The sequence below is a fragment of the Pseudomonas sp. LW8 genome, from assembly GCF_041956865.1.
GTDB lineage: Bacteria > Pseudomonadota > Gammaproteobacteria > Pseudomonadales > Pseudomonadaceae > Aquipseudomonas > Aquipseudomonas siliginis.
Genome location: NZ_CP168138.1, coordinates 5,864,058 through 5,884,431 on the forward strand (window position 1 = coordinate 5,864,058; position 20,374 = coordinate 5,884,431).

Consider the following 20,374-nt stretch of genomic DNA (forward strand, 5'->3'; position numbering starts at 1 on the left):
GCGGGCCGGGGCGCGCTGCCCCGACCGGTTCACTGAATACGCAATTGACCGGCTCATTTGCTTTCCGCCTGTTTCAGCTCCAGCACTTCTTTTGGCGTGACCATGTCGCCCTTGTTGTTGCCCCAGGCGTTACGTTCGTAAGTCACGACCGCTGCGATATCGACTTCCGACAGCTGTTTGCCGAACGCCGCCATGGCCGTGCCCGGTTTGCCGTGGTAGACGATGCTCAGGTGATCCTTGATCGGCCCGGTGGCGATTTTCGAGCCCTTGAGTGCCGGGAACATCGGCGGCAGGCCCTGGCCTTCGGCCTGGTGACAGGCCACGCAAGTGGTGTGGTAAACCTTGTCGCCGCGCTCCTTGAGCTCGTCGAGGGTCCATTCCTTGCTGGTCAGTTCTTTGAGCTGCGCGGCCTCGGCCTTGCGCTCGGCGAGCCATTTTTCGTAGTCGGCCTGTTCCTTGACCTCGACCACGATCGGCATGAAGCCATGGTCCTTGCCGCACAATTCGGCGCACTGGCCACGGTAGAGGCCGGGCTTGTCGATGCGCGTCCAGGCTTCGTTGACGAACCCGGGGATCGCGTCGCGCTTGACCGCAAACGCCGGCACCCACCATGAGTGAATGACGTCAGCCGAGGTCACCAGAAAGCGCACCTTGGCGCCGATCGGCAGCACCAGCGGCTTGTCGACTTCGAGCAGGTAGTGCTCGCCCTTGGCTTCTTTGTTGTGAATCTGTTCGGCGGGGGTGGCCAGGTTGCTGAAGAACTCAACGTCCTGGCCCAAGTATTTGTAGTGCCACTTCCACTGATAACCGGTGATCTGGATATCGATGTCCGGCTCGCTGGTGTCGTACATCTTGATCAGCGTCGCGGTGGCAGGGACGGCCATGGCCACCAGGATCAGCAGCGGCACGATGGTCCACATGATCTCGACGCCGGTGCTTTCGTGGAATTTGGCCGCGACCTGGCCGGTAGAGCGGCGGTGCACCATCATCGACCAGAACATGGCGCCGAAGACGATGATCCCGATCACCACACAGATCCAGAAAATGGTCATGTGCAGGTCGAATACTGCGTGACTGATTTCAGTCGCTCCAGGCGCCATATTCACAGTCCAGGCCGCGTTGGCCGGGCTGAAAATCGACCACAACAGGAGGCCCATCCAGACATGTGGATGTCGCATCATTGCGGGTTCCCCTTATCGTTCTTGTTATCCCGCCGGCGTATCGCCTGCGGCAAGGGAGCGGCTGCATCAGACTACGAACTTGAATCGCCGGGCCTTGCTGCGGGTGCAGTCGGGCGTCATCAGCTAACTCCATTCATTGGCGAGTATAGACAGCGCCCGGGAATTGCAACCCGGGCACGTAAATGAGCTGAAACACCCGGCGCTTGCGTTCAAGTGCCCGAATGGAGAAGGATGCAGACGAGTGGTGGCGAATGGATATAACGCAGCTGCATCAAGGATGAAATAATTATGACAAATGCGTCTTAGCGTTTTTCGTAAGCCAGCTAAGTTATGTCTTCCCTATTTCATTGCCTTGTTTCCTGGAGTTTTCATGAACACCGCCGCATTGCGCGAGCAGATCCAACAAGCCCAACAGCACGAAAAAGACACCGGCCTGCTGACCCGTCAGCTGGAAAGCAAGCTGCCTCACCTGCACCCGGCGATCCAGTTGCCGGAAGCCGACGCCCAGGGCGTGCTGACACGTTTTGTCGCCGCCTACATCGATGAAGTGCCGGACCTGCTGGATGCAGCCAATGAAGTCGCCAGGGAAGCGGGAATCGAATCGCAGATCAAACCGGTGCTGAAGATCGCCGAGCAGTATTTCCTCCAGCCGCCGGCGATCATGGCTGGGCACGTCGGCCTGGACAGCCTGCTCGACGAGGCCTATCTGGCACACCGTTTTGTCGAAGAGGTCAACGACCTGTACATCAAGCATTTCGGCCAGCCATTGATCCCCTTGGACATGACGGTCGCCAACCTGATTGCTCACCAATTGATCGGTGAGGAATTCGCCAACCAACTGGACGAAGCGGTGCATCACGCGATCGACGAGATGCTCAACGAAGAGAGTTTTGCTTTGGAGTCGGTAGAAGCCTACCGCGAAAAACTCAGCAGTCCGGACACTGGCGCGGCGTGGAAACGCTGGCCGTGCATGAGCCGCCGGTTGGGTGTGGGGCTTGAGCTGGATCAGCCTGCTGCCTGATTTTCTTGTGTCATAAATCCAGTGTGGGAGCGAGCCTGCTCGCGAATGCGGTCGATCATTCAACATCTCTGTTGGCTGATACACCGCTTTCGCGAGCAGGCTCGCTCCCACAGGGTTTGTGTTCACAATGGATTATCTAGCCGGCCGCACCGATGCCGGTGTTAGTCCGCACCCGCCCCTCAAGCCTTCGCTTCAACCCACGCGATTCGATCAACAGCTTCGAACCCTTGGCCGCATTCGCCCGGCCCCATTCCTCAAGCAACTCCAGGCACGAATGGTCGATGTAGCTCAGGTTGTTGAGCGGCACATGCACTGTGGTGCCGTGAGGAATGCTGCCCAGAACCTGGGTCAGCGCCGGTACTTTGAGGAACGTCGCCGCGCCGACCAGACGCAATTCCATCTCGCCGTCCTGCGGCAGGTCGATCAGGCTGATCTTCAGGCGCGAAGCCTTGAATGCCAGCTTCAACATGGTCAGACCGAAGCCGATCAGCACACCGGTGAGCAGGTCAGTGAAGATGATCGCCAACGCTGTAGCGGCGTAGGTGAACATCGGCATCCGCCCGTACCGACCCAGACCACGGAAAGCTTTCAGGTCGACCAGCTTGAAGCCGGTATACACCAGCACACCCGCCAGACTCGCCACCGGAATGCTTTGCAGCACGCTCGACAGCAACAGCACGAATGCCAGCAGCCACAGGCCATGGAAAATCGTCGAGTAGCGTGTGGTCGCACCGGCCTGGACGTTGGCCGAACTGCGCACGATCACCCCGGTCATCGGCAGCGCGCCGACCAGACCGCAGAGCATGTTGCCGACACCTTGCGCCGACAGTTCACGGTCGAAGTCCGAACGCACGCCGCTGTGCATGCGATCCACCGCCGCAGCGGACAGCAGTGTTTCGGCACTGGCGATAAACGCCACGGCGAACGCGGCAACCAGCAGTGTCGGGTCGGCCAGATTCATCAGGTCGGCCGGCTTGAGCCAATCGATCGCTTCGGCCAGGTTCGCCGGTACCTCAACGCGCTTGACCTGCAACGCCAGCATCAGGCTCGCCACCGTCGCCAAACCCACACCGAGCAATGCGCCGGGAATGAAGCGCAGCGAATGCGGACGGAATTTTTCCCACAGCCACATCACCGCAATCGTCGACAAGCCGAGCAGACCCGCCTGCCAGCCCAACGATGGCAAGGCCTGCGCCACGGCCGCCGGGAACGCCGTGAGGTTGTCCAGCCCGGAAGGCTGCGGCTTGGCATCGAGCATCACATGGATTTGCGAGAGCACAATCAACACGCCAATGCCCGCGAGCATGCCGTAGACCACCGCTGGCGCCGTGACCCGAAACCAGCAGCCAAGCTTCAGTCGCCCGGCGACCAGTTGCAGAAAACCGGCGAGCAGCAGGATCGGTCCGAGCATCTCGACGCCATGCTGGCGCACCAGCTCGAAAACCAGCACTGCCAGACCCGCCGCCGGACCGCTGACCTGCAACGGCGACCCCGCCAGCCAACCGACCACCAGACCGCCGATAATGCCGGTGATCAGACCTTTTGCCGGCGGCAGCCCTGACGCAATCGCGATGCCCATGCACAGCGGCAGGGCGACCAGAAACACAACCACGGAAGCGAGCAGCTCCCGTGGCAACACAGCTTTCAATTGAGCCGCACGCATGGCGATTCTCCCGAAGTTTTCTTCAGGCGTGGCGAGGCCGGACCGCTGAATCAGCGGCCGGCGTCATACCACACAGATTGTTGGGAAGATTTAGAAGCGCGCTTTGGGCGTCGCCACAGGAATCGGATGGCTGCCGTCGAGAGGCAGGAAACGACCCTGGTCCGCGTCGTAAGCTTTGATTTCGCTGGTTTCGATGTTGTAGACCCAGCCATGGATGAACAGATGACCGTTCGCCATGCGCGAGGCTACCGAAGGATGGGTACGCAAGTGCTGCAGTTGGGCGATGACGTTTTCCTCGGTGAGGATCGGCATGCTGTCTTTTTCGTCGGTGCAGTTGCAGTTGTCGTGCACCATGGTTTTTGCGACTTCAGCGTGGCGCAGCCAGGCTTTGACCGTCGGCATTTTTTCCAGGCTGTCGGGGTTGAGTACCGCGCGCATGGCGCCGCAATCGGAGTGGCCGCAAATGATGATGTGCTGCACGCCCAGCGCCAGTACCGCGTATTCGATCGCGGTGGAGACGCCGCCGTTCATCTGACCGTAGGGCGGCACCACGTTGCCGACGTTACGGGTAACGAACAGATCGCCCGGCGAGCTCTGGGTGATCAGCTCGGGAACGATGCGCGAGTCGGCGCAAGTGATGAACATCGCCTTGGGCGCCTGAGCGGTGGCGAGCTTCTTGAACAATTCTTCCTGCTGCGGAAAAACGTCATGGTGAAAGCGTAAAAAGCCATCAACGATCTGTCGCAGTGCTGCATCGGCGGATTGTGCTTCAGGGCTTTGCGCCGAGGCAGCCAACGACTGTTTATCCTTGTCACTCATGATTCATCCTCTTGTGCGGATTCAGGGAGTCTTCCCCGGTATTCCGGTATGAAGCCAGTGGCTGTTTAAACCATCCGGGTCATCCCGACCCGTCAGTCACTCGATGAACAAGGTAGCCGCCGAAACTTAACTGAAACTGAATCAAACGCTCTAGAACGTGTGTTCCAGGTCACAAAAAACGTGACCGGCGTGTTTCGGCGGAAGGATTCCAACCCGTCAACCCAAAGCCAATTGTCGCTAAATCAACGACATCTGGCGACCCGGCGGACAGAAGGCCGAGCAGTCGAGGTTATAGCCCTCGCGTTTGTTCAGGCCAAGCTTTTTGATGGCCTTGGCAAATCTTTGTGCGAGCAGGTCGGCAAACGGCCCTTCACCACGCATCCGCGCGCCGAATCGACTGTCGTAGAGTTCACCGCCGCGACTCTGGCGGATCAGGCTCAGCACATGGGCGGCACGTTGCGGATAGTGCGCCTGCAACCACTCCTCGAACAGCGGCGCGACTTCCAGCGGCAGGCGCAGCATCATGTAGGCAGCGCTTTGCGCACCGGCGGCGTGGGCCTCGTTGAGCAGGCTTTCGATTTCACTGTCATTGATCATCGGAATCATCGGCGAACACAGCACGCCGACTGGAATGCCTGCTTCGCGCATCACCCGGATCGCGCGCAAGCGTGCCTTGGGCGCAGCGGCGCGCGGTTCAAGGATGCGTTTAAGTTCGTCGTCCAGGGTGGTCAGGCTGATCATCACCGACACCAGCCGTTGCTGCGCCAACTCGGTCAGCAAATCGAGATCGCGCAGAATCAGCGAACCTTTGGTGACAATGGTCACCGGATGCCGGTAACGCAGCAGCACTTCCAGGGTCTGACGGGTGATTTTGTATTCGCGCTCGATGGGCTGATACGGGTCGGTATTGGAGCCGAGATTGATCGGCGCACATTGATAGCCGGGTTTGCTCAGCTGTTCCTCGAGGACCTGGGCGGCATTGGTCTTGGCAATCAGCCGGGTTTCGAAATCCAGGCCCGGCGACATGTCCCAATAGGCGTGGCTGGGGCGTGCGTAGCAATAGATACAGCCGTGTTCGCAGCCGCGATAGGGATTTATCGAACGGTCGAAGGGCAGATCCGGCGAGGTGTTGCGGCTGATGATCGATTTGGCCTTCTCGATGATCACTTCGGTGTTTTGCGTCTCTGGCACTTCCTGATACCAGCCATCGTCCTCGGCCACCGAACGACTCGGCGCAAAGCGGTTGTGCGGATTGGTTGCGGTGCCGCGACCGCGGGGCGGGACTGAAGTGATCATCGAACGAACCTCTGCTCTGTATATGCATACAGTATCCGAGGCTGTGCGCTATGATCCAGTACCGTTCAGCGACGCTATTGAAATTGCGGTGCCGCTCGTTGGTAAAGTTGTTCGTCAGATAATCTTCGCTGATTGACGACAATCGAAGATACAGATGCTCAATTGCTGAACTCAAATCCGCTATATAGGCTCTGGACTTCCCGGCAACAGACTCCGGCCAACTAATTAAAGGGATTTAATTGAATGTCTTATTTGAATCAACGTGGTGTTTTTCTGCAAATGACGCGGCCCAGCATCACCGACTCCAACACTATTGTTTCGCTACAGCTGGCGCGCAAGGAACTGGGCTGGAACGCGGAGCAAGAGCTTTCCACCGAGACTCTGGTCGATTCGATCTACGTCGTGGCGGTATCTGCCGACAAAGGCCAAACATTCACCATTCGCACGAACAAGAAAGATGTCGATGGCGACGGCGATATTGATCGCGATGACAAGGCAAAGTTGATCGCATTGGCCAAAGCTTATGTGGCCATCATTAATCCATAAGCAGAAATAGTTGCCACACATCCATAAATAAAACCCCCTGCATGAAGACATCATGCAGGGGGTTAGTTCTTAGTTGTGCTGGGTGACCTGGCCGAGATCATCACCAGAGGTGGTTTGCATGTCTTCACTGCGCAGGTGTGCAACATCTTTGGCACTGACCGGCGCACCCTTGTTGCCCCAGCTGCCACGAATGAAACTCACCACATCCGCGACTTCCTGATCCGACAGGCGCCAGGCGAAACCGGGCATGGTGAAGGTCGATGGCGCGGTGTGCGTTGCCGGCAAAGTCCCGCCCTTGAGCACGATGTGGATCAGCGATGTCGGGTCATCCGTCTGCAGCACCGGATTGCCCGCCAGCGCCGGGAACACCCGGGTGTAGCCATGGCCGTCGGTACGGTGGCAGGCTGCGCAGTTGTCGATGTACACCGACGCGCCACGCTGGCTGTCATCGCCATTCCACAGCGCTTTGGCGACTTTCTCATCGTACTGATGCGGCTGATCCGCTGGATCATTGGCCGGTAGCGATTTGAGATATCGGGCAATCGCGGTGAGGTCGGCGTCGCTCATGTACTGCATGCTGTGGGTGACCACATCGCTCATGCCGCCGAACACTGCGCTGCGATCACTGCGCCCGGTCTTGAGGAACTGCACCAGTTGTTCTTCGCTCCAGCTGCCGAGGCCATCCTTGTGATCGCCGCGCAGGCTCTTGGCGATCCAGCCTTCCAGCGGTGCACTGCCGGCGAGGAATTCGCTGCCGTCCGCCGCGCTCAGGGATTTTTCCTGCATGGTCAGCGCGCGCGGGGTATGACAGGCACCGCAGTGGCCGAGGCCTTCGACCAGGTATGCGCCACGATCGATCACCGGATCGGCCGATGTGGCCTGGTAATCCTCGACCTTCGGCGCAAACAGCCAGCGCCAGCCCATCAGCGGCCAGCGCATGCTCAACGGCCAGGGAATGTCGCTGGCCTTGTTCTCCTGCGCCACCGGTTCGACGCCGTGCATGAAGTAGGCGTACAGCGCTTGCATGTCGGCCTGGTTGACCCGCGCGTAGGACGGATACGGCATCGCCGGGTACAACGTGCTGCCGTTTTTGGCCACACCGTGGCGCACGGCCTGATCGAAGTCTTCGAAGCTGTAGTCGCCCAGACCGGTCTTGTCCGGGGTGATGTTGGTCGAGTAGATCGTGCCGATCGGCGTCTCCATCGGCAGACCGCCGGCGAACGGCTTGCCGCCCTTGGCCGTGTGGCAGGCCACGCAGTCGCCGGCGCGGGCAAGGTATTCGCCTTGCTTGATCAGATTTTGATCAACATCGGCCGCATAAATTGCAGTGCTGCCGAGCAGGGCGACGGTGGCGATAACGAGGGTTTTCATGGTCATCGCTCCTTAAGCCTGCACCAGCGGGCCGGGGTTTTTCAGGTATTGCTCGCGGATCGCTTTTGCCGACCAGTAGGTCAGCGCCGCCACCAGCCCGGTCGGGTTGTAGCCCAGGCCCTGCGGGAACGCCGAGGCGCCCGGGACGAATACGTTGTGCACGTCCCAGCTCTGCAAATAGCGGTTCAGGGCGCTGGTCTTCGGATCGGTGCCCATGATCGCGCCACCGTTGAGGTGGGTGGTCTGGTACGAGGCGGTGTTGAAGTGATCGCCGACCTGCTTGCCGATCACTGCAATGGCTTTCGGGCCCATGGCTTGGGCGATCTTGCCCATTTTCTCGACCATGAAGCGGTTCATCTTGATGTCGTTTTCCTGCCAGTCGAAGGTCATGCGCAGCAGCGGCAGGCCGTAGGCATCGCGATACACCGGATCGAGGTCGAGGTAGTTGCCACGGTAGGACTGATGCGCGCCGTGGGCGTCCATCGACACCTGGTGGGTGTAGTAATCGGCGGTGGCGCGTTTCCATGCGCTGCCCCAGGCCGGTGTGCCCGGCGGGTTCGAGGTGCCGGCAATCGGTCGACTGCCAGCCTGGTTGACCCACATCGGCGAACCGCCGACGAAGCCGTGCGGGCCGTGGTCGAAGTTGTCGGCGTTGAAATCGTCCACCGCCACGCCGTTGCCGCCAGCGCCGATGAAGTTGTTGGTGTGGGTGTCCTTGTCGAAGAAGGCCTTGATGGTGGCCATGTTCTGGTAGGCGAAGTTACGCCCGACCACGCCTTCGCCGCTGATCGGGTCGTACGGTTTGCCGATCCCGGACAGCAGCATCAGACGCACGTTGTGCAACTGGAATGCGCCGAGGATCACCAAATCCGCCGGCTGCTCGATCTCGCGGCCCTGGCCGTCGATGTAGGTGACGCCGGTCGCTTTGGACTTGCTGCTGTCGAGGTTGACCCGCAGCACATGGGAGTTGGGCCGCAGCTCGAAATTCGGCAGGGGCTTGAGCGCCGGCAGAATGTTCACGTTCGGCGAGGCTTTGGAATACATGTAGCAGACGTAGCCGCTGCAGAACCCGCAGAAATTGCACGGCCCCATCTGTGCGCCGTAGGGATTGGTGTACGGCCCGGAAGTATTGGCGGAAGGCAGGTTGTAGGGTTTGTAACCGACTTCTGTAGCCGCCTTGCCGAACAGCTGTGCGGATACGGTGTTCTTCTGCGCTTCAAGCGGGAACGGGTTGGAACGATCCGCCGCGTATGGGTTGCCGCCCTTGCCCTGACCGACCAGTTGGCCCTTCACCGTCCAGGCCTGGCCGGAGGTGCCGAAGACTTTTTCCGCGAAGTCGAAAAACGGTTCCAGCTCTTCATAGCTGACGCCGAAATCCTGGATGGTCATGTCTTTGGGGATGAAGCTTTTGCCGTAGCGTTCTTCGTAGTGGCTGCGCATACGCAACTCGATCGGGTCGACGCGAAAGTGCACGCCCGACCAGTGCAGACCGGCGCCGCCGACGCCGTTACCCGGCAAAAACGCGCCCAACTGGCGGTTGGGCAGGGCGATGTCGTTGACGCTGTGGCGAATGGTCACCGTCTCTTTGGAGATGTCCTGAAAGAGTTTCTTGCGCACGCTGTAGGTGAGTTCGTCGATCACCTGTGGATAGTTGCCGTCGGGGTAGGTGTCCTGCATCGGCCCGCGCTCCAGCGCCAGCACGTTGAGGCCCGCCTCGGTGAGCTCCTTGGCCATGATCGCGCCCGTCCAGCCGAAACCGACGATAACTGCATCAACCTTCTTCATTACCGTTGCCATGCTTACGCCCTCTCGCCGCGAATCGACACTGCCGGGAAGGGGTATTGCTCGTTGCGTTCCACCCAATCCATGAAATCGGCGCGGGCGCCGGGGAAACCGATCATGGTCCAGCCGACCATGCCTTTATTGCCACCGTGGATCGGGTCGCAGAAGAACCCTTCCTTGGTGTTTTGCAGCAGCAGATTGAAGAAAATCTTCGCCGGCACCGCATCGAACTGCGGCTTGCCGGCTTCCAGTTGCTTGAGCAAATCGTCTCGGGTAGCGCTGTCTTGCTCGGCAAATGTTTTACCGCTCAAACCTTTTACCCACTGATCCGTGGCGGCGATGCCGAGGCGATAGATGTCTTTGGGCACCAGTTTGCTCTGCCAGCCCATCTCCGGTGCCGCGTCGGCATTGAACGGGCCTTGCATGTACCACAGGGCACCGGCGGCGTACGGGGTGTTCATCTGGCGGTCGATGTATTCCGGCACGCCGGCTTCGAGGGCACCGGGGCCTTGCGCGTCGTTGGGGATCAACTGGGCGACGGCGGCATTGATGAATGCCCATTCTTCAGCGGTGAAAAAGCTCGGCTGATAGTCACCAGCGACAGAGGCCGGTTTTGCTGCGGCCGGCGCCGGTGTGCTTTCAGGTGCGGCTTGCAGCACGCTGCTGCCCAGGCCGGTACCGGCAAGCGTGACCACCGGAATCAGGGTCAGGGATTTGCGCAAGAACTCACGCCGCGGGTTGTCTCGATCTTGATCAGACATGGGGGGCACCTCATCAGGCATAGAAGTCAGCCGCTTCTGCGAGCAGCTCGAGGAATTTTGCGTTGCGACGATCAGGGTTCGGTCGGGTAAAGGCCGATCCCTCTGCAACATCATGTGACAAATGGTAGCAGGCTAAGCATCAAGAAAAACCGTTTGCACGGAAAAAAGCCCGGCGCGGCGACGATTCACGTTTCTTTGACGGCCGGCTCACGGCGCGTTGACCGCTCAAACGCGAAGCTGCAATTCCTCCCATGAAGATTGCCGAAACGGTCAGCCCAGCATGTCTCGAGTGCGCTTTTTCCCCGCGTTATGTTTTTCGCTTGTTGCACTGTTGCATGGCATTGCCGCCCGGGCGGCCGACGCCACGCCATCTCGCCCGGCCGAGTGGGCACAGCCGGTTGAGGCGCAGTTCAACCTGTTCCGCATGTCACCGACGCTGTATCGCAGCGCCTTGCCCAGCCGCAGTGCGGTGCCGCTGTTGAACGATCTGCATGTCGTCACGGTGATCAACTTCCTGCCTGACGCTGATAGCGACTGGCTCTCCGCGCCGGGCATCAAGCAGGTGCAACTGCCGTATCGCACCAATCACGTCGACGACAGCGATGTGCTCAAGGCTCTGCGCGCGATTCAGTCCGCCGAAGCCGACGGCCCGGTGCTCATGCACTGCAAGCACGGTTCTGACCGCACCGGACTGATGGCGGCGATGTACCGCGTGGTGGTACAGGGCTGGAGTAAAGAGCAGGCGCTCAAGGAAATGACCGAGGGCGGTTTTGGTGACAGTCAGCATTTCCACGACAGCGTGCGCTACGTGATGCAGGCCGATGTCGATCGGTTGCATGAAGCCTTGATCAATGGCGAATGCAGCACCAGTGCATTCGCCATGTGTTCGATGAAGAGCTGGTTCGACTCGGCCCACGTTCAGCGTTGATCAGCTCAAGCGGCTGGCGCAGGAAATAGCGCGTTGTCGATGGGTTTTCCGAGAAAGGCTTGCAGTGCGGCGGGCAGTGCCTGCCTGTCCCCCGAGAGCAGGTGTTCGCGCATGTCGCGGCCCGTCTGTTCGTTGAACAGACCTTCACGTTCGAAGCGCTTGAACGCCTCGCTCGCCAGCACACCCGACCATTTGTAGGCGTACAGCGAAGCCTCATAACCGGTAACCAGATAATCGCAGCTGTTGGCGAAGCGGCAGTAGGCCGGGATGGACAGGTGCGCGAACTCACTTTGCACATCCTCGACTACTTGCTGAACAGTGCGACCGTCACCGTGACAGCGGTGCAGTTCGAAGTCGACCAGCGCGTTCAGCAACAGCATTGCCGTCTCCCGGCTGCGCTGGATGCCTGTGGCGGAAAACGCGGTATTGGCCTGCGCTTCGGAGAGACGTTCACCGCTCTGGTGATGCGTACCCAGCCAGCGCAGGAATTGCCCGGATAACGCCCATTTTTCGAACAGTTGCCCGACAAACTCGGCAGCGTCGCGGCTCAGATGCGAAATGCCGGACAGGTTGTAATGCGGCGAACGCGTCAGCACGTGATGCAGGCAATGGCCGAATTCGTGCAGCAGAACGCGCAGATCCTGCGGATCCAGCAGGTACGTTTGCCCGTTTTCCGCTGCCGGGTAATTGCATTGAAGCGAGGCAATCGGCAGTAATGGTCGGCCTTCGGCGGTGATCCGTCGATTGCGCAGTACACCGGTCCAGGCATAGTCGTTGCCCGCGTCGCGGTGGAACGGGTCGATGTAGATGTAACCAACCGGTTGCTGACGCTCGCTGATTTCGAACAGGCGAACATTTTCTGCGAAACGCTCGTGGACGGTATTTTCGCTGATGCTGATACCGAACATATGCTCGCTGAAACGGCAGAGGCTGTGCAGTGTGGCTTGCAGCGCGAAGAACTCGCGCAGGTCCTGCTCCGCGCCGCCGGACTGCTTCAGGCGTAATTGCTCGGCGAGGAAATCGTGATCCCACGCTTGTAGCTGTTCAACCCCGTGCTCGCGGGCCAAGGCCTGCAAATCATCGGTCTCGCCCGCCAGTGACACGGCATTGCGGGCGATCTGCTGGCGCAGAAAACGGCCAACCTGATCGGTACCGGTAGCCATACGGTTGTGCAGGCGCAGATGGGCAAAGTTGTCAAAACCCAAGAGCCGGGCTTTGGCATGACGTGCGGCCAGCAGCGTCTGCAAAACCGGCCCGTTATCGAAGCGACCGGCGTGTGGCCCCTGATCCGAAGCGCGGGTGCACCAGGCTTTGAAATACTCCTCGCGCAGTCCGCGGTGTTGTGCCCGCCTCATGACCTGTTGGTAAGTGTTCTGATCCAGGGTCAGCCGCCACCCGGGCAGGCCGGCCTTGTGGGCATTGGCGGCCAGATGCGCCTGCATTTCGGCCGGCAGTCCCGCCAATAGCGCGGCATCGTCGATGTCCTTGCTCCATGCCGCGTTGACCGATCTGAGGTTGCTCATGAAGCGCTTTTCCAGCAGATCGATTTCGCCGTTCAATCGCGCCAGATCCTTGCGCTGCGCACTCGACAATTCGCTTCCCGCCAAGTGAAACCGGCGCAGGATTTTCGCCAGCGAGGCTTTGCGTGCATCACTGAAGCTAGCGGCTATGGAGCTCTGTGCCAATCGTTGATAAACCTGGAGCAACTGTCGATTGCCGGCCTTCGCAGTCTTGTAACGCTGCGCGGCGTGCGTACTCAGGGCTTCCTGCATCAACCACTGGGGCTCATCGGCATGACTGATCGAGAGGAATTCGATGATCGCCATGGTTTCATCCAGGCGCGCATCGGCTTCATCGATGGCAATTACCACGTCGTCCCAGTTGGGATGATCGACCTGAGTGGCGATGACGTTTTCGATGATCAGCAGGTTGTCGGCAACGATGCGCTCGACTGCTGGCAGCAGATGTTCGGCGCGTATCGCCGCCCAGGGCGGCAACTGCCAATGTTGCAGGAGTGGGTTGGTGTCAGGCATGGCGTCTTCCGTGAGAGAGGGCTGGATTGGCCAGCCTAATCAGGAAGCGCAGAGGCAAGGTGGTGGATAGATACCGCCACCTGCCGACGATGATCGGCAGGCAGCGGTCGTTGTCATTGTTGCTCGTCGGGCTTTTTCTTCAACTTGGGGTTGGGGAAGAACTGCACCGCCTGAACCTTTTTGTCGGCGGCAGGCTTCAGCGCGCTGGTATTGACCCGCGTGCCCAGCTCTTTGGGCACCGACAGGCCTTGCTCGTTGAGCGTGTCGGAGTAACCGCAGGCCACGCATTCGCGGTGCGGCACGCCGTCTTCGTTCCACATCATCAACTTGTCCGGCTCGCTGCACGCCGGGCAGACCGCCCCGGCGATGAAGCGCTTCTTGGTGATCACAGGGCCGTCGCTCATGCTGCCGCGTCCTCACTCAGGCCGCTGTGGCGAAGCAGCGCGTCGATCGACGGCTCACGGCCCCGGAAGTCGACGAACAGCACCATCGGTGCCTGGGAACCGCCGCGCGCCAGAATCGCTTCGCGGAACGCACGACCGGTTTCAGCGTTGAGCACGCCGTCCTCCTCGAATTTCGAGAAGGCGTCGGCGGACAACACTTCGGCCCACTTGTAGCTGTAGTAACCGGCTGCGTAACCGCCGGCGAAAATGTGCGCAAAGCTGTTAGGGAAGCGGTTGTACGCCGGTGGACGCATCACCGACACCTCGTCACGCACGCCCTCCAGCACTTGGGCCACGCTGCGGCTATCGCCGTGGGTGGCGTGCAGTTCGAAGTCGAACAGCGAAAACTCCAGCTGACGCACCATCATCAGCCCGGACTGGAAATTCTTCGCCGCGAGCATTTTTTCCAGCAGGTCCTGCGGCAGTGGCTCGCCGGTCTCGTAGTGGCCGGAGATCAGCGCGAGGCCTTCCGGCTCCCAGCACCAGTTTTCCATGAACTGGCTCGGCAGCTCGACCGCGTCCCAGGCCACGCCGTTGATGCCGGATACGCCAGCGTGTTCGACGCGGGTCAGCAGGTGATGCAGGCCGTGGCCGAACTCGTGGAACAGGGTGGTCACTTCATCGTGGGTCAGCAGCGCAGGCTTGCCGCTGTCGGCCGGGGTGAAGTTGCACACCAGATTGGCCACCGGGCTTTGCAGCACGCCGTCGACGGTGCGACGACGGTCGCGGGCGCCGTCCATCCATGCGCCGCCACGCTTGTTGGCGCGGGCATACAGGTCGAAGAAGAAGCGGCCGACGTGCTGGCCGTTTTCCTTGATCTCGAACAGGCGGACGTCCGGATGCCAGGTGTCGAAGCCTTTCTGCTCGGCGATCTCGATGCCGTACAAACGCTGGACGATGGCGAACAGACCGCTCAGGACCTTATCGATCGGGAAGTAGGCACGCAGGGTTTCCTGGGCGACGCTGTAACGCTGCTCGCGAAGTTTTTCACCGTAGAAACCACTGTCCCAGCTTTGCAGATCGGCGCAGCCCTGTTCGGCAGCGTAAGCGCGCAGCTGTTGCAGATCCTGCGCGGCGAACGGCTTGCTGCGCTGGGCCAGATCCCGCAGGAAGCTCAGCACCTGATCGCTGGATTCGGCCATTTTCGTCGCCAGGCTCAGCTCGGCGAAACTGGCGAAGCCCAGCAGTCGGGCCAGTTCCTGGCGCAGGTCGAGGATCTCTTCCATCACCGGGCCGTTGTCGTTCTGGCCGGCATTCGGGCCTTGATCCGAGGCACGGGTGCAGTAGGCGGCGTAGACTTCTTCGCGCAGCGCGCGGTCTTGCGCGTAGGTCATCACCGCGTAATAGCTGGGGAATTCCAGAGTGATCAACCAGCCATCCAGACCTTTGGCCTGGGCGGCGGCAGCCATTTGCGCCTTGGCTGAATCGGTCAGGCCGGCGAGGGCGGCTTCATCGGTAATATGTTTGGTCCACGCCTGAGTGGCGTCGAGCAATTGGTTGGAGAAGCGGCTGCCGAGCTCGGACAGCTTGCTCTGCACTTCGGCGTAACGTTTCTGCTCGGCTTCCGGCAGATCGATACCCGACAGACGGAAATCGCGCAGGGCGTGTTCCAGAATGGTTTTTTGCGCGACGTCGAAACTGGCAGCTTCCGGACTGTTGGCCAGCGCTTCATACGCCTGGAACAGTTCGCGGTTCTGGCCCATCTCGGTGGAGTAGGCGCTCAGAGCCGGCAGGCACGACTCGTAGGCTTCACGCAATTCGGCGCTGTTGCACACGGCGTTAAGATGGCTGACCGGGCTCCATGCCGCACCGAGGCGATCGTTGAGTTCGTCCATCGCCAGCACCAGACCGGCCCAGGTCGGGTTCTTGCCCTGGGTCTTGAGGATCTCGGCGATGGCGGCGCGGTTGTCCGCGAGGATGGTTTCGATGGCGGGCAGGACGTGTTCGGCACGGATCGTGGAGAACGGCGGCAGGTCGTAGGACTGCAAAAGAGGGTTGTTCACGCTCACGGTTGGCACCTTGGCTGGAAGAAACATGCGCCCATCTTAATTACAATCGACACTCACCGCAGCTATCGGCGACAGAGAGAGAACTAATCGTGTCCCTTCGCAAATACCAGAATCACACCCCCCGCTTGAGCAACGGCGCATTCGTCGACGGTTCGGCGGTGGTGATCGGCGACGTCGAAATTGGCGCAGACAGCTCGGTCTGGCCGCTGACGGTGATCCGTGGCGACATGCACCGCATCCGCATCGGTGCGCGCACCAGCGTGCAGGACGGCTGCGTGCTGCACATCACCCACGCCGGCCCGTTCAACCCGGACGGCTTTCCATTGCTGATCGGCGATGACGTGACCATCGCCCACAAGGTCATGCTGCACGGGTGCACCGTTGGCAGCCGCGTATTGATCGGCATGGGCAGCATCGTCATGGACGGTGCCGTGGTCGAGGACGACGTGATCATCGGCGCCGGCAGCCTGGTGCCGCCGGGCAAGCGCCTGCAGAGCGGCTTCCTGTATGTCGGCAGCCCGGTCAAGCAAGTGCGGGCGCTGACCGAAAAGGAAAACGCCTTCTTCACCTACAGCGCGGCGAATTACGTCAAGCTCAAGGACCTGCATCTGGCCGAAGGCTACGACCAGCTCTGAATCGCCCTACACCTGCTCGGGAATTTCCATGCATTACCAGACTGTACTGTTCGACCTCGATGGCACCCTGACCGACCCGCGTGAGGGCATCACCCGCTCAATTCAATTTGCCTTGGCCAATCTCGGCATCGACGAGCCGGACCTGAGCAAACTGGAACACTTCATCGGCCCGCCGCTGCTGCAAGCGTTCATGCAGTTTTACGATTTCGACGAGGCCAAGGCCTGGGAAGCGGTGAATTTCTACCGTGAGCGCTTCAAGGTCACCGGCCTCTACGAGAATCGGGTGTTCGACGGGGTGACGCCGTTGCTGGAAACCTTGAGCGGGCAGGGGCGGCAGTTGTACATCGCGACGTCCAAACCGTGGGTGTTCGCCCGCGAGATCGCCCGGCACTTCGACTTCGCCCGCCACTTCAAAGTGATCTACGGCAGCGAGCTGGACGGCACGCGGACTAACAAGGTTGAGCTGATTGCGCATCTGCTTGAGGAAGAACGTCTGGACCCGGCACAGACCCTGATGATCGGTGATCGCAAGCACGACCTGATCGGCGCGCGCAGCAATGGCCTGGATGCGGCGGCGGTGGGCTATGGGTTCGGCAGTTTTGAAGAACTGAATGCCGAGGCGCCGGCTTATCACTTTGAAACCTTGGACGAGTTGCATCAGGCGTTTTTGCAGCGCTGATGAAATAGCCTTCGCGAGCAGGCTCGCTCCCACAGAGGCAGCGCGATCCAATGTGGGAGCGAGCCTGCTCGCGAAAGAGCCGTTATGCCTCCGAGTTCCTTAGGACTGGGCCAGCGCTTCCAGCGCCGCCTTACGCTCATCAACCGGCAACCGTCCCAACCGCTCAACCTCGGCATAAAACCTCAGCCAATCCCCATCCATTTGCCTGAACAGCGCCGCAAACGCCGGCACCCACTGGTCATACAGCCCGAACGGCAACAGTCGCGCGTTGTTCAGCGGCGCATTGACCCAGGCGTCATAGCGCTTATCTCCGGCCCACTGACTGTCGCGCGTTACCTGATACTCCCGGCGCAAGCGCTCGAATTCAGCTGCTTTGCGCTCACGCATCTGCTCAACCGACAGCGGCTGCGGATACAGCGTCTCCAGTCGCGAGCGCGTGGCGAGTACCAGTTCGATGAACTGATGACGCTGCTTGAGCCTGGCATCCGACTCTGCCGGTAGCCCGCGAAAGGCGCGCCATTGCCGCGTACCTTCCTGCTCGACAAACGTGGCAAATGACTCGTTGAATTCGGTGTCGTCCTTCACATAGAACTTCTGGTGCGCCAGTTCATGAAAGATCAGTGTGGCCAGTCGTTCATCGCCCCAGCCCATCATCGAATTGAGGATCGGGTCATTGAACCAGCCGAGCGTCGAGTACGCTTCGACCCCGCCGATCGACACATCCATACCCTGCAAACGTTGAATCGCCGCTTCGCCACGGGCGGCGCTCTGGCTGTAGTAGCCGCGATAGGCCACGCAGCCGGCAATCGGGAAGCAGTGATTCTGCGGTGTCAGGGAGAACTCTTGAGTAGCGAACACATTCCACACCACGTAGGGGCGATGGATATCGGCGTACAGGCGATAGCTCTGGTTATCCGGCAAATGCAGATGCTCGCTGGCAAAGGTACGGGCCTTTTGTGATTGAGCCAGATGCGCGCGCAATTTGGCATCGCGGCTGGGGTCGGCAATGACCTTCTCCACCGGCTCCCGGGCGCGCAGCAATTGCAACTGGCCGCTGGCGAGCTGGCTGTAATAGCTGACGCTGGCGCAACCGTTGAGCAACAAAAACAACACACCCGGAAACAAAATCGGAAAAACGCGATCAAGTAACCCAAGGCTGGAAAACGGCCTGATCAAAATAAGAAATTCCCCGGAAAGTCTGCCCCAAGACTATCCCGCCTCAAGGAGCACCGCTATGCGCATGTTCATGCTGACAGGAGGCCTGCTGACGCTGGCCGGTTGTGCCGGATTCGGAATGCCCGACCCCGACCCCTCGCAAGCCTGGATCGATCTTGACGCTCGCCAACACGACACGGCGCTGCAAGCCGTTCAAGTCGATGCCACCCAGGCCATCGACAAACGCTATTTCGAAGTGCAGCCCGGCAGCCATGAGCTGAAGGTGCGCTATCAATTCCCGGTCGAGGCCACCAATATCGGCCCGACTGCCGAACCGCTGTGGCGCGATTGCCAGTTGAGCGTGAAATTCAAGGACTTCAACGCCGGCCAGCGCTATCAGCTGCAGGCTGGCAGCATCGGCTTCAGGCCTTGGGCCAAGCTGTATGACGAACAGCGCAAGGTTGTCGGTCAGGGCACACCGGCGGGCTGTCAGAGCAGTTGATCGGCGCTATGCTGGAAATCCCGTCTAAGGATATCGATCATGCGCAAGTTGACGACATTGCTGGCCGCCAGTGTGCTCGCCGGTTGTCAGAGCCCGTTGCCGGCGGCCGATCCAGACAAAGCCTGGGTCGACTTCGCCATGCCTACCCCCGGCGGCAAGGTGCTGATGGCCGAGCGCCTGGATAAACAGCGCTCGCGCGACGGACGGTTTTTTCAGGTGACGCCCGGTAGTCATGAGCTCACCGTGCGCTTTGACTTCGAAGTATTCGGGGGTGGTCAGGGCATGGATACCGATCCGCAAGAGCGGCTGTGTTACATGACCGTGCCCTATGAACACTTCGAGGCCGGGCAGCGTTACCGCCTTGAGGCCCGATCGCTGGCCTTCACGCCAAGTGCACGCTTGATCAATCGTCAGGGGCAGATCGTTGCCAACGAGCGGCAGATCAATTGCGTGCCGTGATAGGCAATCAGCTATCGTTTTTCTGATAGATGATTCGCTTGGTGCCGTTCTCGCAAGTACCGACGATCATGGCCGAGTCATGCTGCTTCGCCTCCTCCGCCGTGATGATTTCCAGGGTGTACGTTGGGACCGCTTTCGCCTGAATTTTGACCTCGATTTCCTTTCTGAGCTTTTCGCAGTCCTTGGGGGCTGCGAAAGCGGAAGTGGCCAGTGCACTGCAAAGGATCGCCAAGCCAATACGTTTCATCGATGAAGCTCCTTGAGGCAGCGCGCACGGGTGTGCGCTGAAGCTGCTGTCGATTATTCGACCACAATTCTGCGGAGCGGGTTCTGACTTTGCTCACACCTTGTATTAATTGCCGGCCGCTGAGCAGGTTTCTAGACTGCCTTCGCGAGCAGGCTCGCTCCCACACTGGATCCGCGACGTGCACAAATCCCCTGTGGGAGCGAGCCTGCTCGCGAAGGCGTCAGCCCTGCAAACGCCGAATCAGCTGACCAGCGAAGCCTCAAGCGTGATCTTCGCATTCAACACCTTGGAAACCGGGCAACCTTCCTTGGCCTTGTTGCTCAGTTCTTCAAACTGCTGCTGAGTTGCGCCTGGAATCTTCGCCTTGAGAATCAGCTTTACCGCAGTGATTGCGAAGCCGCCGTCAACCTGATCGAGGGTGACTTCAGCGTTGGTGTCGATGCTGTCTGCCTTCAGGCCGGCATCGCCGAGAATCATCGAAAACGCCATGGAAAAGCAGCCGGCGTGGGCCGCGCCGATCAGTTCTTCCGGATTGGTACCCTTGCCGCCTTCAAAGCGCGCCTTGAAGCCGTACGGCGCTTCGCGCAGTACGCCGGTTTCGGTGGAGATCGAGCCGAGACCGGTTTTCAGATCGCCTTCCCAATGCGCCGATGCCTTTTTCACGATAGCCATGTCTGCCTCCTCAAATGTGGCGCGGGACGCCGCGCCTTCGCGGTTTTTACTAGCAAGGCTTCTGAGGATAGACGGCGGAACAAAGTTCAGCCTGGCTGAATCGTTGACTTTTTTAGTAGGAAATTTCGCCGCTGCTATTGAATCTCGGGTATATGCCCTCATTCCATAAAAC

General features: G+C 60.0%; 20 protein-coding genes. 7 read left to right on the top strand and 13 right to left on the bottom strand.

The window, feature by feature from the left end; all coding sequences use genetic code 11:
• Positions 1 to 53: 53 nt before the first annotated feature.
• Entirely contained in the window at positions 54 to 1,181 is a 1,128-nt protein-coding gene (gene coxB, locus AB9L16_RS26645; protein ID WP_016772326.1) for a cytochrome c oxidase subunit II, read from the bottom strand.
• A gap of 370 nt (positions 1,182 to 1,551) precedes the next feature.
• Between coxB and AB9L16_RS26650 the strand changes: the two genes are divergently transcribed.
• Positions 1,552 to 2,202: a hypothetical protein gene (locus AB9L16_RS26650; protein ID WP_041476468.1), complete on the top strand. Its 651-nt coding sequence runs from the start codon at positions 1,552 to 1,554 to the stop codon at positions 2,200 to 2,202.
• A 136-nt stretch (positions 2,203 to 2,338) separates the two neighbouring features.
• Here AB9L16_RS26650 and AB9L16_RS26655 read toward each other — a convergent pair whose 3' ends face one another.
• From AB9L16_RS26655 to AB9L16_RS26665, 3 genes are all read right to left on the bottom strand, one after another.
• A complete protein-coding gene (locus AB9L16_RS26655; protein WP_375122941.1) occupies positions 2,339 to 3,865 on the bottom strand; it encodes a SulP family inorganic anion transporter in 1,527 nt (508 codons plus the stop codon).
• A 90-nt stretch (positions 3,866 to 3,955) separates the two neighbouring features.
• The gene (locus AB9L16_RS26660) at positions 3,956 to 4,684 is read right to left on the bottom strand and encodes a carbonic anhydrase (RefSeq protein WP_016772323.1); all 729 of its coding nucleotides are present in this window, start codon (positions 4,682 to 4,684) and stop codon (positions 3,956 to 3,958) included.
• A 237-nt stretch (positions 4,685 to 4,921) separates the two neighbouring features.
• On the bottom strand, positions 4,922 to 5,980 hold the full coding sequence (locus AB9L16_RS26665) for a PA0069 family radical SAM protein (protein WP_375122942.1): 1,059 nt from the start codon (positions 5,978 to 5,980) through the stop codon (positions 4,922 to 4,924).
• A gap of 243 nt (positions 5,981 to 6,223) precedes the next feature.
• Here AB9L16_RS26665 and AB9L16_RS26670 point away from each other — a divergent pair, with 243 nt between their 5' ends.
• Positions 6,224 to 6,526, top strand: coding sequence for a hypothetical protein (locus AB9L16_RS26670; protein ID WP_236167900.1), 303 nt, complete (start codon positions 6,224 to 6,226; stop codon positions 6,524 to 6,526).
• Positions 6,527 to 6,595: 69 nt separating this feature from the next.
• On the opposite strand, the gene AB9L16_RS26675 is transcribed toward AB9L16_RS26670, so the two are convergent.
• Genes AB9L16_RS26675 through AB9L16_RS26685 form a run of 3 tightly spaced genes read right to left on the bottom strand, consistent with a single transcriptional unit; the run spans position 6,596 to position 10,440 of the window.
• On the bottom strand, positions 6,596 to 7,897 hold the full coding sequence (locus tag AB9L16_RS26675) for a cytochrome c (protein WP_236167901.1): 1,302 nt from the start codon (positions 7,895 to 7,897) through the stop codon (positions 6,596 to 6,598).
• Positions 7,898 to 7,909: 12 nt separating this feature from the next.
• Complete coding sequence (locus AB9L16_RS26680; protein WP_024015017.1) at positions 7,910 to 9,694, bottom strand: GMC family oxidoreductase; 1,785 nt, start codon at positions 9,692 to 9,694, stop codon at positions 7,910 to 7,912.
• Between the two features lie 2 nt (positions 9,695 to 9,696).
• Positions 9,697 to 10,440 carry a gluconate 2-dehydrogenase subunit 3 family protein gene (locus AB9L16_RS26685; protein ID WP_056791272.1) on the bottom strand — a complete coding sequence of 248 codons (744 nt, stop codon included), beginning with the start codon at positions 10,438 to 10,440 and terminating at the stop codon, positions 9,697 to 9,699.
• Between the two features lie 280 nt (positions 10,441 to 10,720).
• On the opposite strand from AB9L16_RS26685, the gene AB9L16_RS26690 reads away from it, so the two are divergent.
• The gene (locus AB9L16_RS26690; RefSeq protein WP_024015019.1) at positions 10,721 to 11,368 is read left to right on the top strand and encodes a tyrosine-protein phosphatase; all 648 of its coding nucleotides are present in this window, start codon (positions 10,721 to 10,723) and stop codon (positions 11,366 to 11,368) included.
• A 5-nt stretch (positions 11,369 to 11,373) separates the two neighbouring features.
• Here the strand turns inward: AB9L16_RS26690 and AB9L16_RS26695 are convergent, their stop codons facing one another.
• The 3 genes from AB9L16_RS26695 to prlC form a co-directional block, all read right to left on the bottom strand.
• Positions 11,374 to 13,401: a M3 family metallopeptidase gene (locus tag AB9L16_RS26695; RefSeq protein ID WP_375122943.1), complete on the bottom strand. Its 2,028-nt coding sequence runs from the start codon at positions 13,399 to 13,401 to the stop codon at positions 11,374 to 11,376.
• A gap of 113 nt (positions 13,402 to 13,514) precedes the next feature.
• A complete protein-coding gene (locus AB9L16_RS26700) occupies positions 13,515 to 13,805 on the bottom strand; it encodes a YheV family putative zinc ribbon protein (protein ID WP_016772316.1) in 291 nt (96 codons plus the stop codon).
• Positions 13,802 to 15,853 (bottom strand): oligopeptidase A, encoded by a 2,052-nt coding sequence (gene prlC / locus AB9L16_RS26705; protein ID WP_375122944.1) that lies wholly within the window; start codon positions 15,851 to 15,853, stop codon positions 13,802 to 13,804. The genes AB9L16_RS26700 and prlC overlap by 4 nt, the downstream gene beginning before the upstream one ends.
• 89 nt (positions 15,854 to 15,942) lie before the next feature.
• On the opposite strand from prlC, the gene AB9L16_RS26710 reads away from it, so the two are divergent.
• Together AB9L16_RS26710 and AB9L16_RS26715 are read left to right on the top strand one after the other, a co-directional pair.
• On the top strand, positions 15,943 to 16,488 hold the full coding sequence (locus AB9L16_RS26710) for a gamma carbonic anhydrase family protein (protein WP_375122945.1): 546 nt from the start codon (positions 15,943 to 15,945) through the stop codon (positions 16,486 to 16,488).
• A 28-nt stretch (positions 16,489 to 16,516) separates the two neighbouring features.
• Entirely contained in the window at positions 16,517 to 17,167 is a 651-nt protein-coding gene (locus tag AB9L16_RS26715; RefSeq protein WP_024015022.1) for an HAD family hydrolase, read from the top strand.
• Between the two features lie 99 nt (positions 17,168 to 17,266).
• On the opposite strand, the gene AB9L16_RS26720 is transcribed toward AB9L16_RS26715, so the two are convergent.
• On the bottom strand, positions 17,267 to 18,343 hold the full coding sequence (locus tag AB9L16_RS26720; protein WP_375122946.1) for an aminopeptidase: 1,077 nt from the start codon (positions 18,341 to 18,343) through the stop codon (positions 17,267 to 17,269).
• 58 nt (positions 18,344 to 18,401) lie between these two features.
• Here AB9L16_RS26720 and AB9L16_RS26725 point away from each other — a divergent pair, with 58 nt between their 5' ends.
• Both AB9L16_RS26725 and AB9L16_RS26730 read left to right on the top strand, forming a co-directional pair.
• Complete coding sequence (locus tag AB9L16_RS26725) at positions 18,402 to 18,824, top strand: hypothetical protein (protein WP_056791288.1); 423 nt, start codon at positions 18,402 to 18,404, stop codon at positions 18,822 to 18,824.
• 39 nt (positions 18,825 to 18,863) lie between these two features.
• The gene (locus tag AB9L16_RS26730; RefSeq protein ID WP_095182275.1) at positions 18,864 to 19,283 is read left to right on the top strand and encodes a hypothetical protein; all 420 of its coding nucleotides are present in this window, start codon (positions 18,864 to 18,866) and stop codon (positions 19,281 to 19,283) included.
• Positions 19,284 to 19,290: 7 nt separating this feature from the next.
• On the opposite strand, the gene AB9L16_RS26735 is transcribed toward AB9L16_RS26730, so the two are convergent.
• Together AB9L16_RS26735 and AB9L16_RS26740 are read right to left on the bottom strand one after the other, a co-directional pair.
• On the bottom strand, positions 19,291 to 19,530 hold the full coding sequence (locus tag AB9L16_RS26735) for a DUF1161 domain-containing protein (protein WP_095182274.1): 240 nt from the start codon (positions 19,528 to 19,530) through the stop codon (positions 19,291 to 19,293).
• Positions 19,531 to 19,770: 240 nt separating this feature from the next.
• Positions 19,771 to 20,202, bottom strand: a complete 432-nt coding sequence (locus AB9L16_RS26740) for an OsmC family protein (protein ID WP_016772308.1) — start codon at positions 20,200 to 20,202, stop codon at positions 19,771 to 19,773.
• Between the last annotated feature and the right edge of the window lie 172 nt (positions 20,203 to 20,374).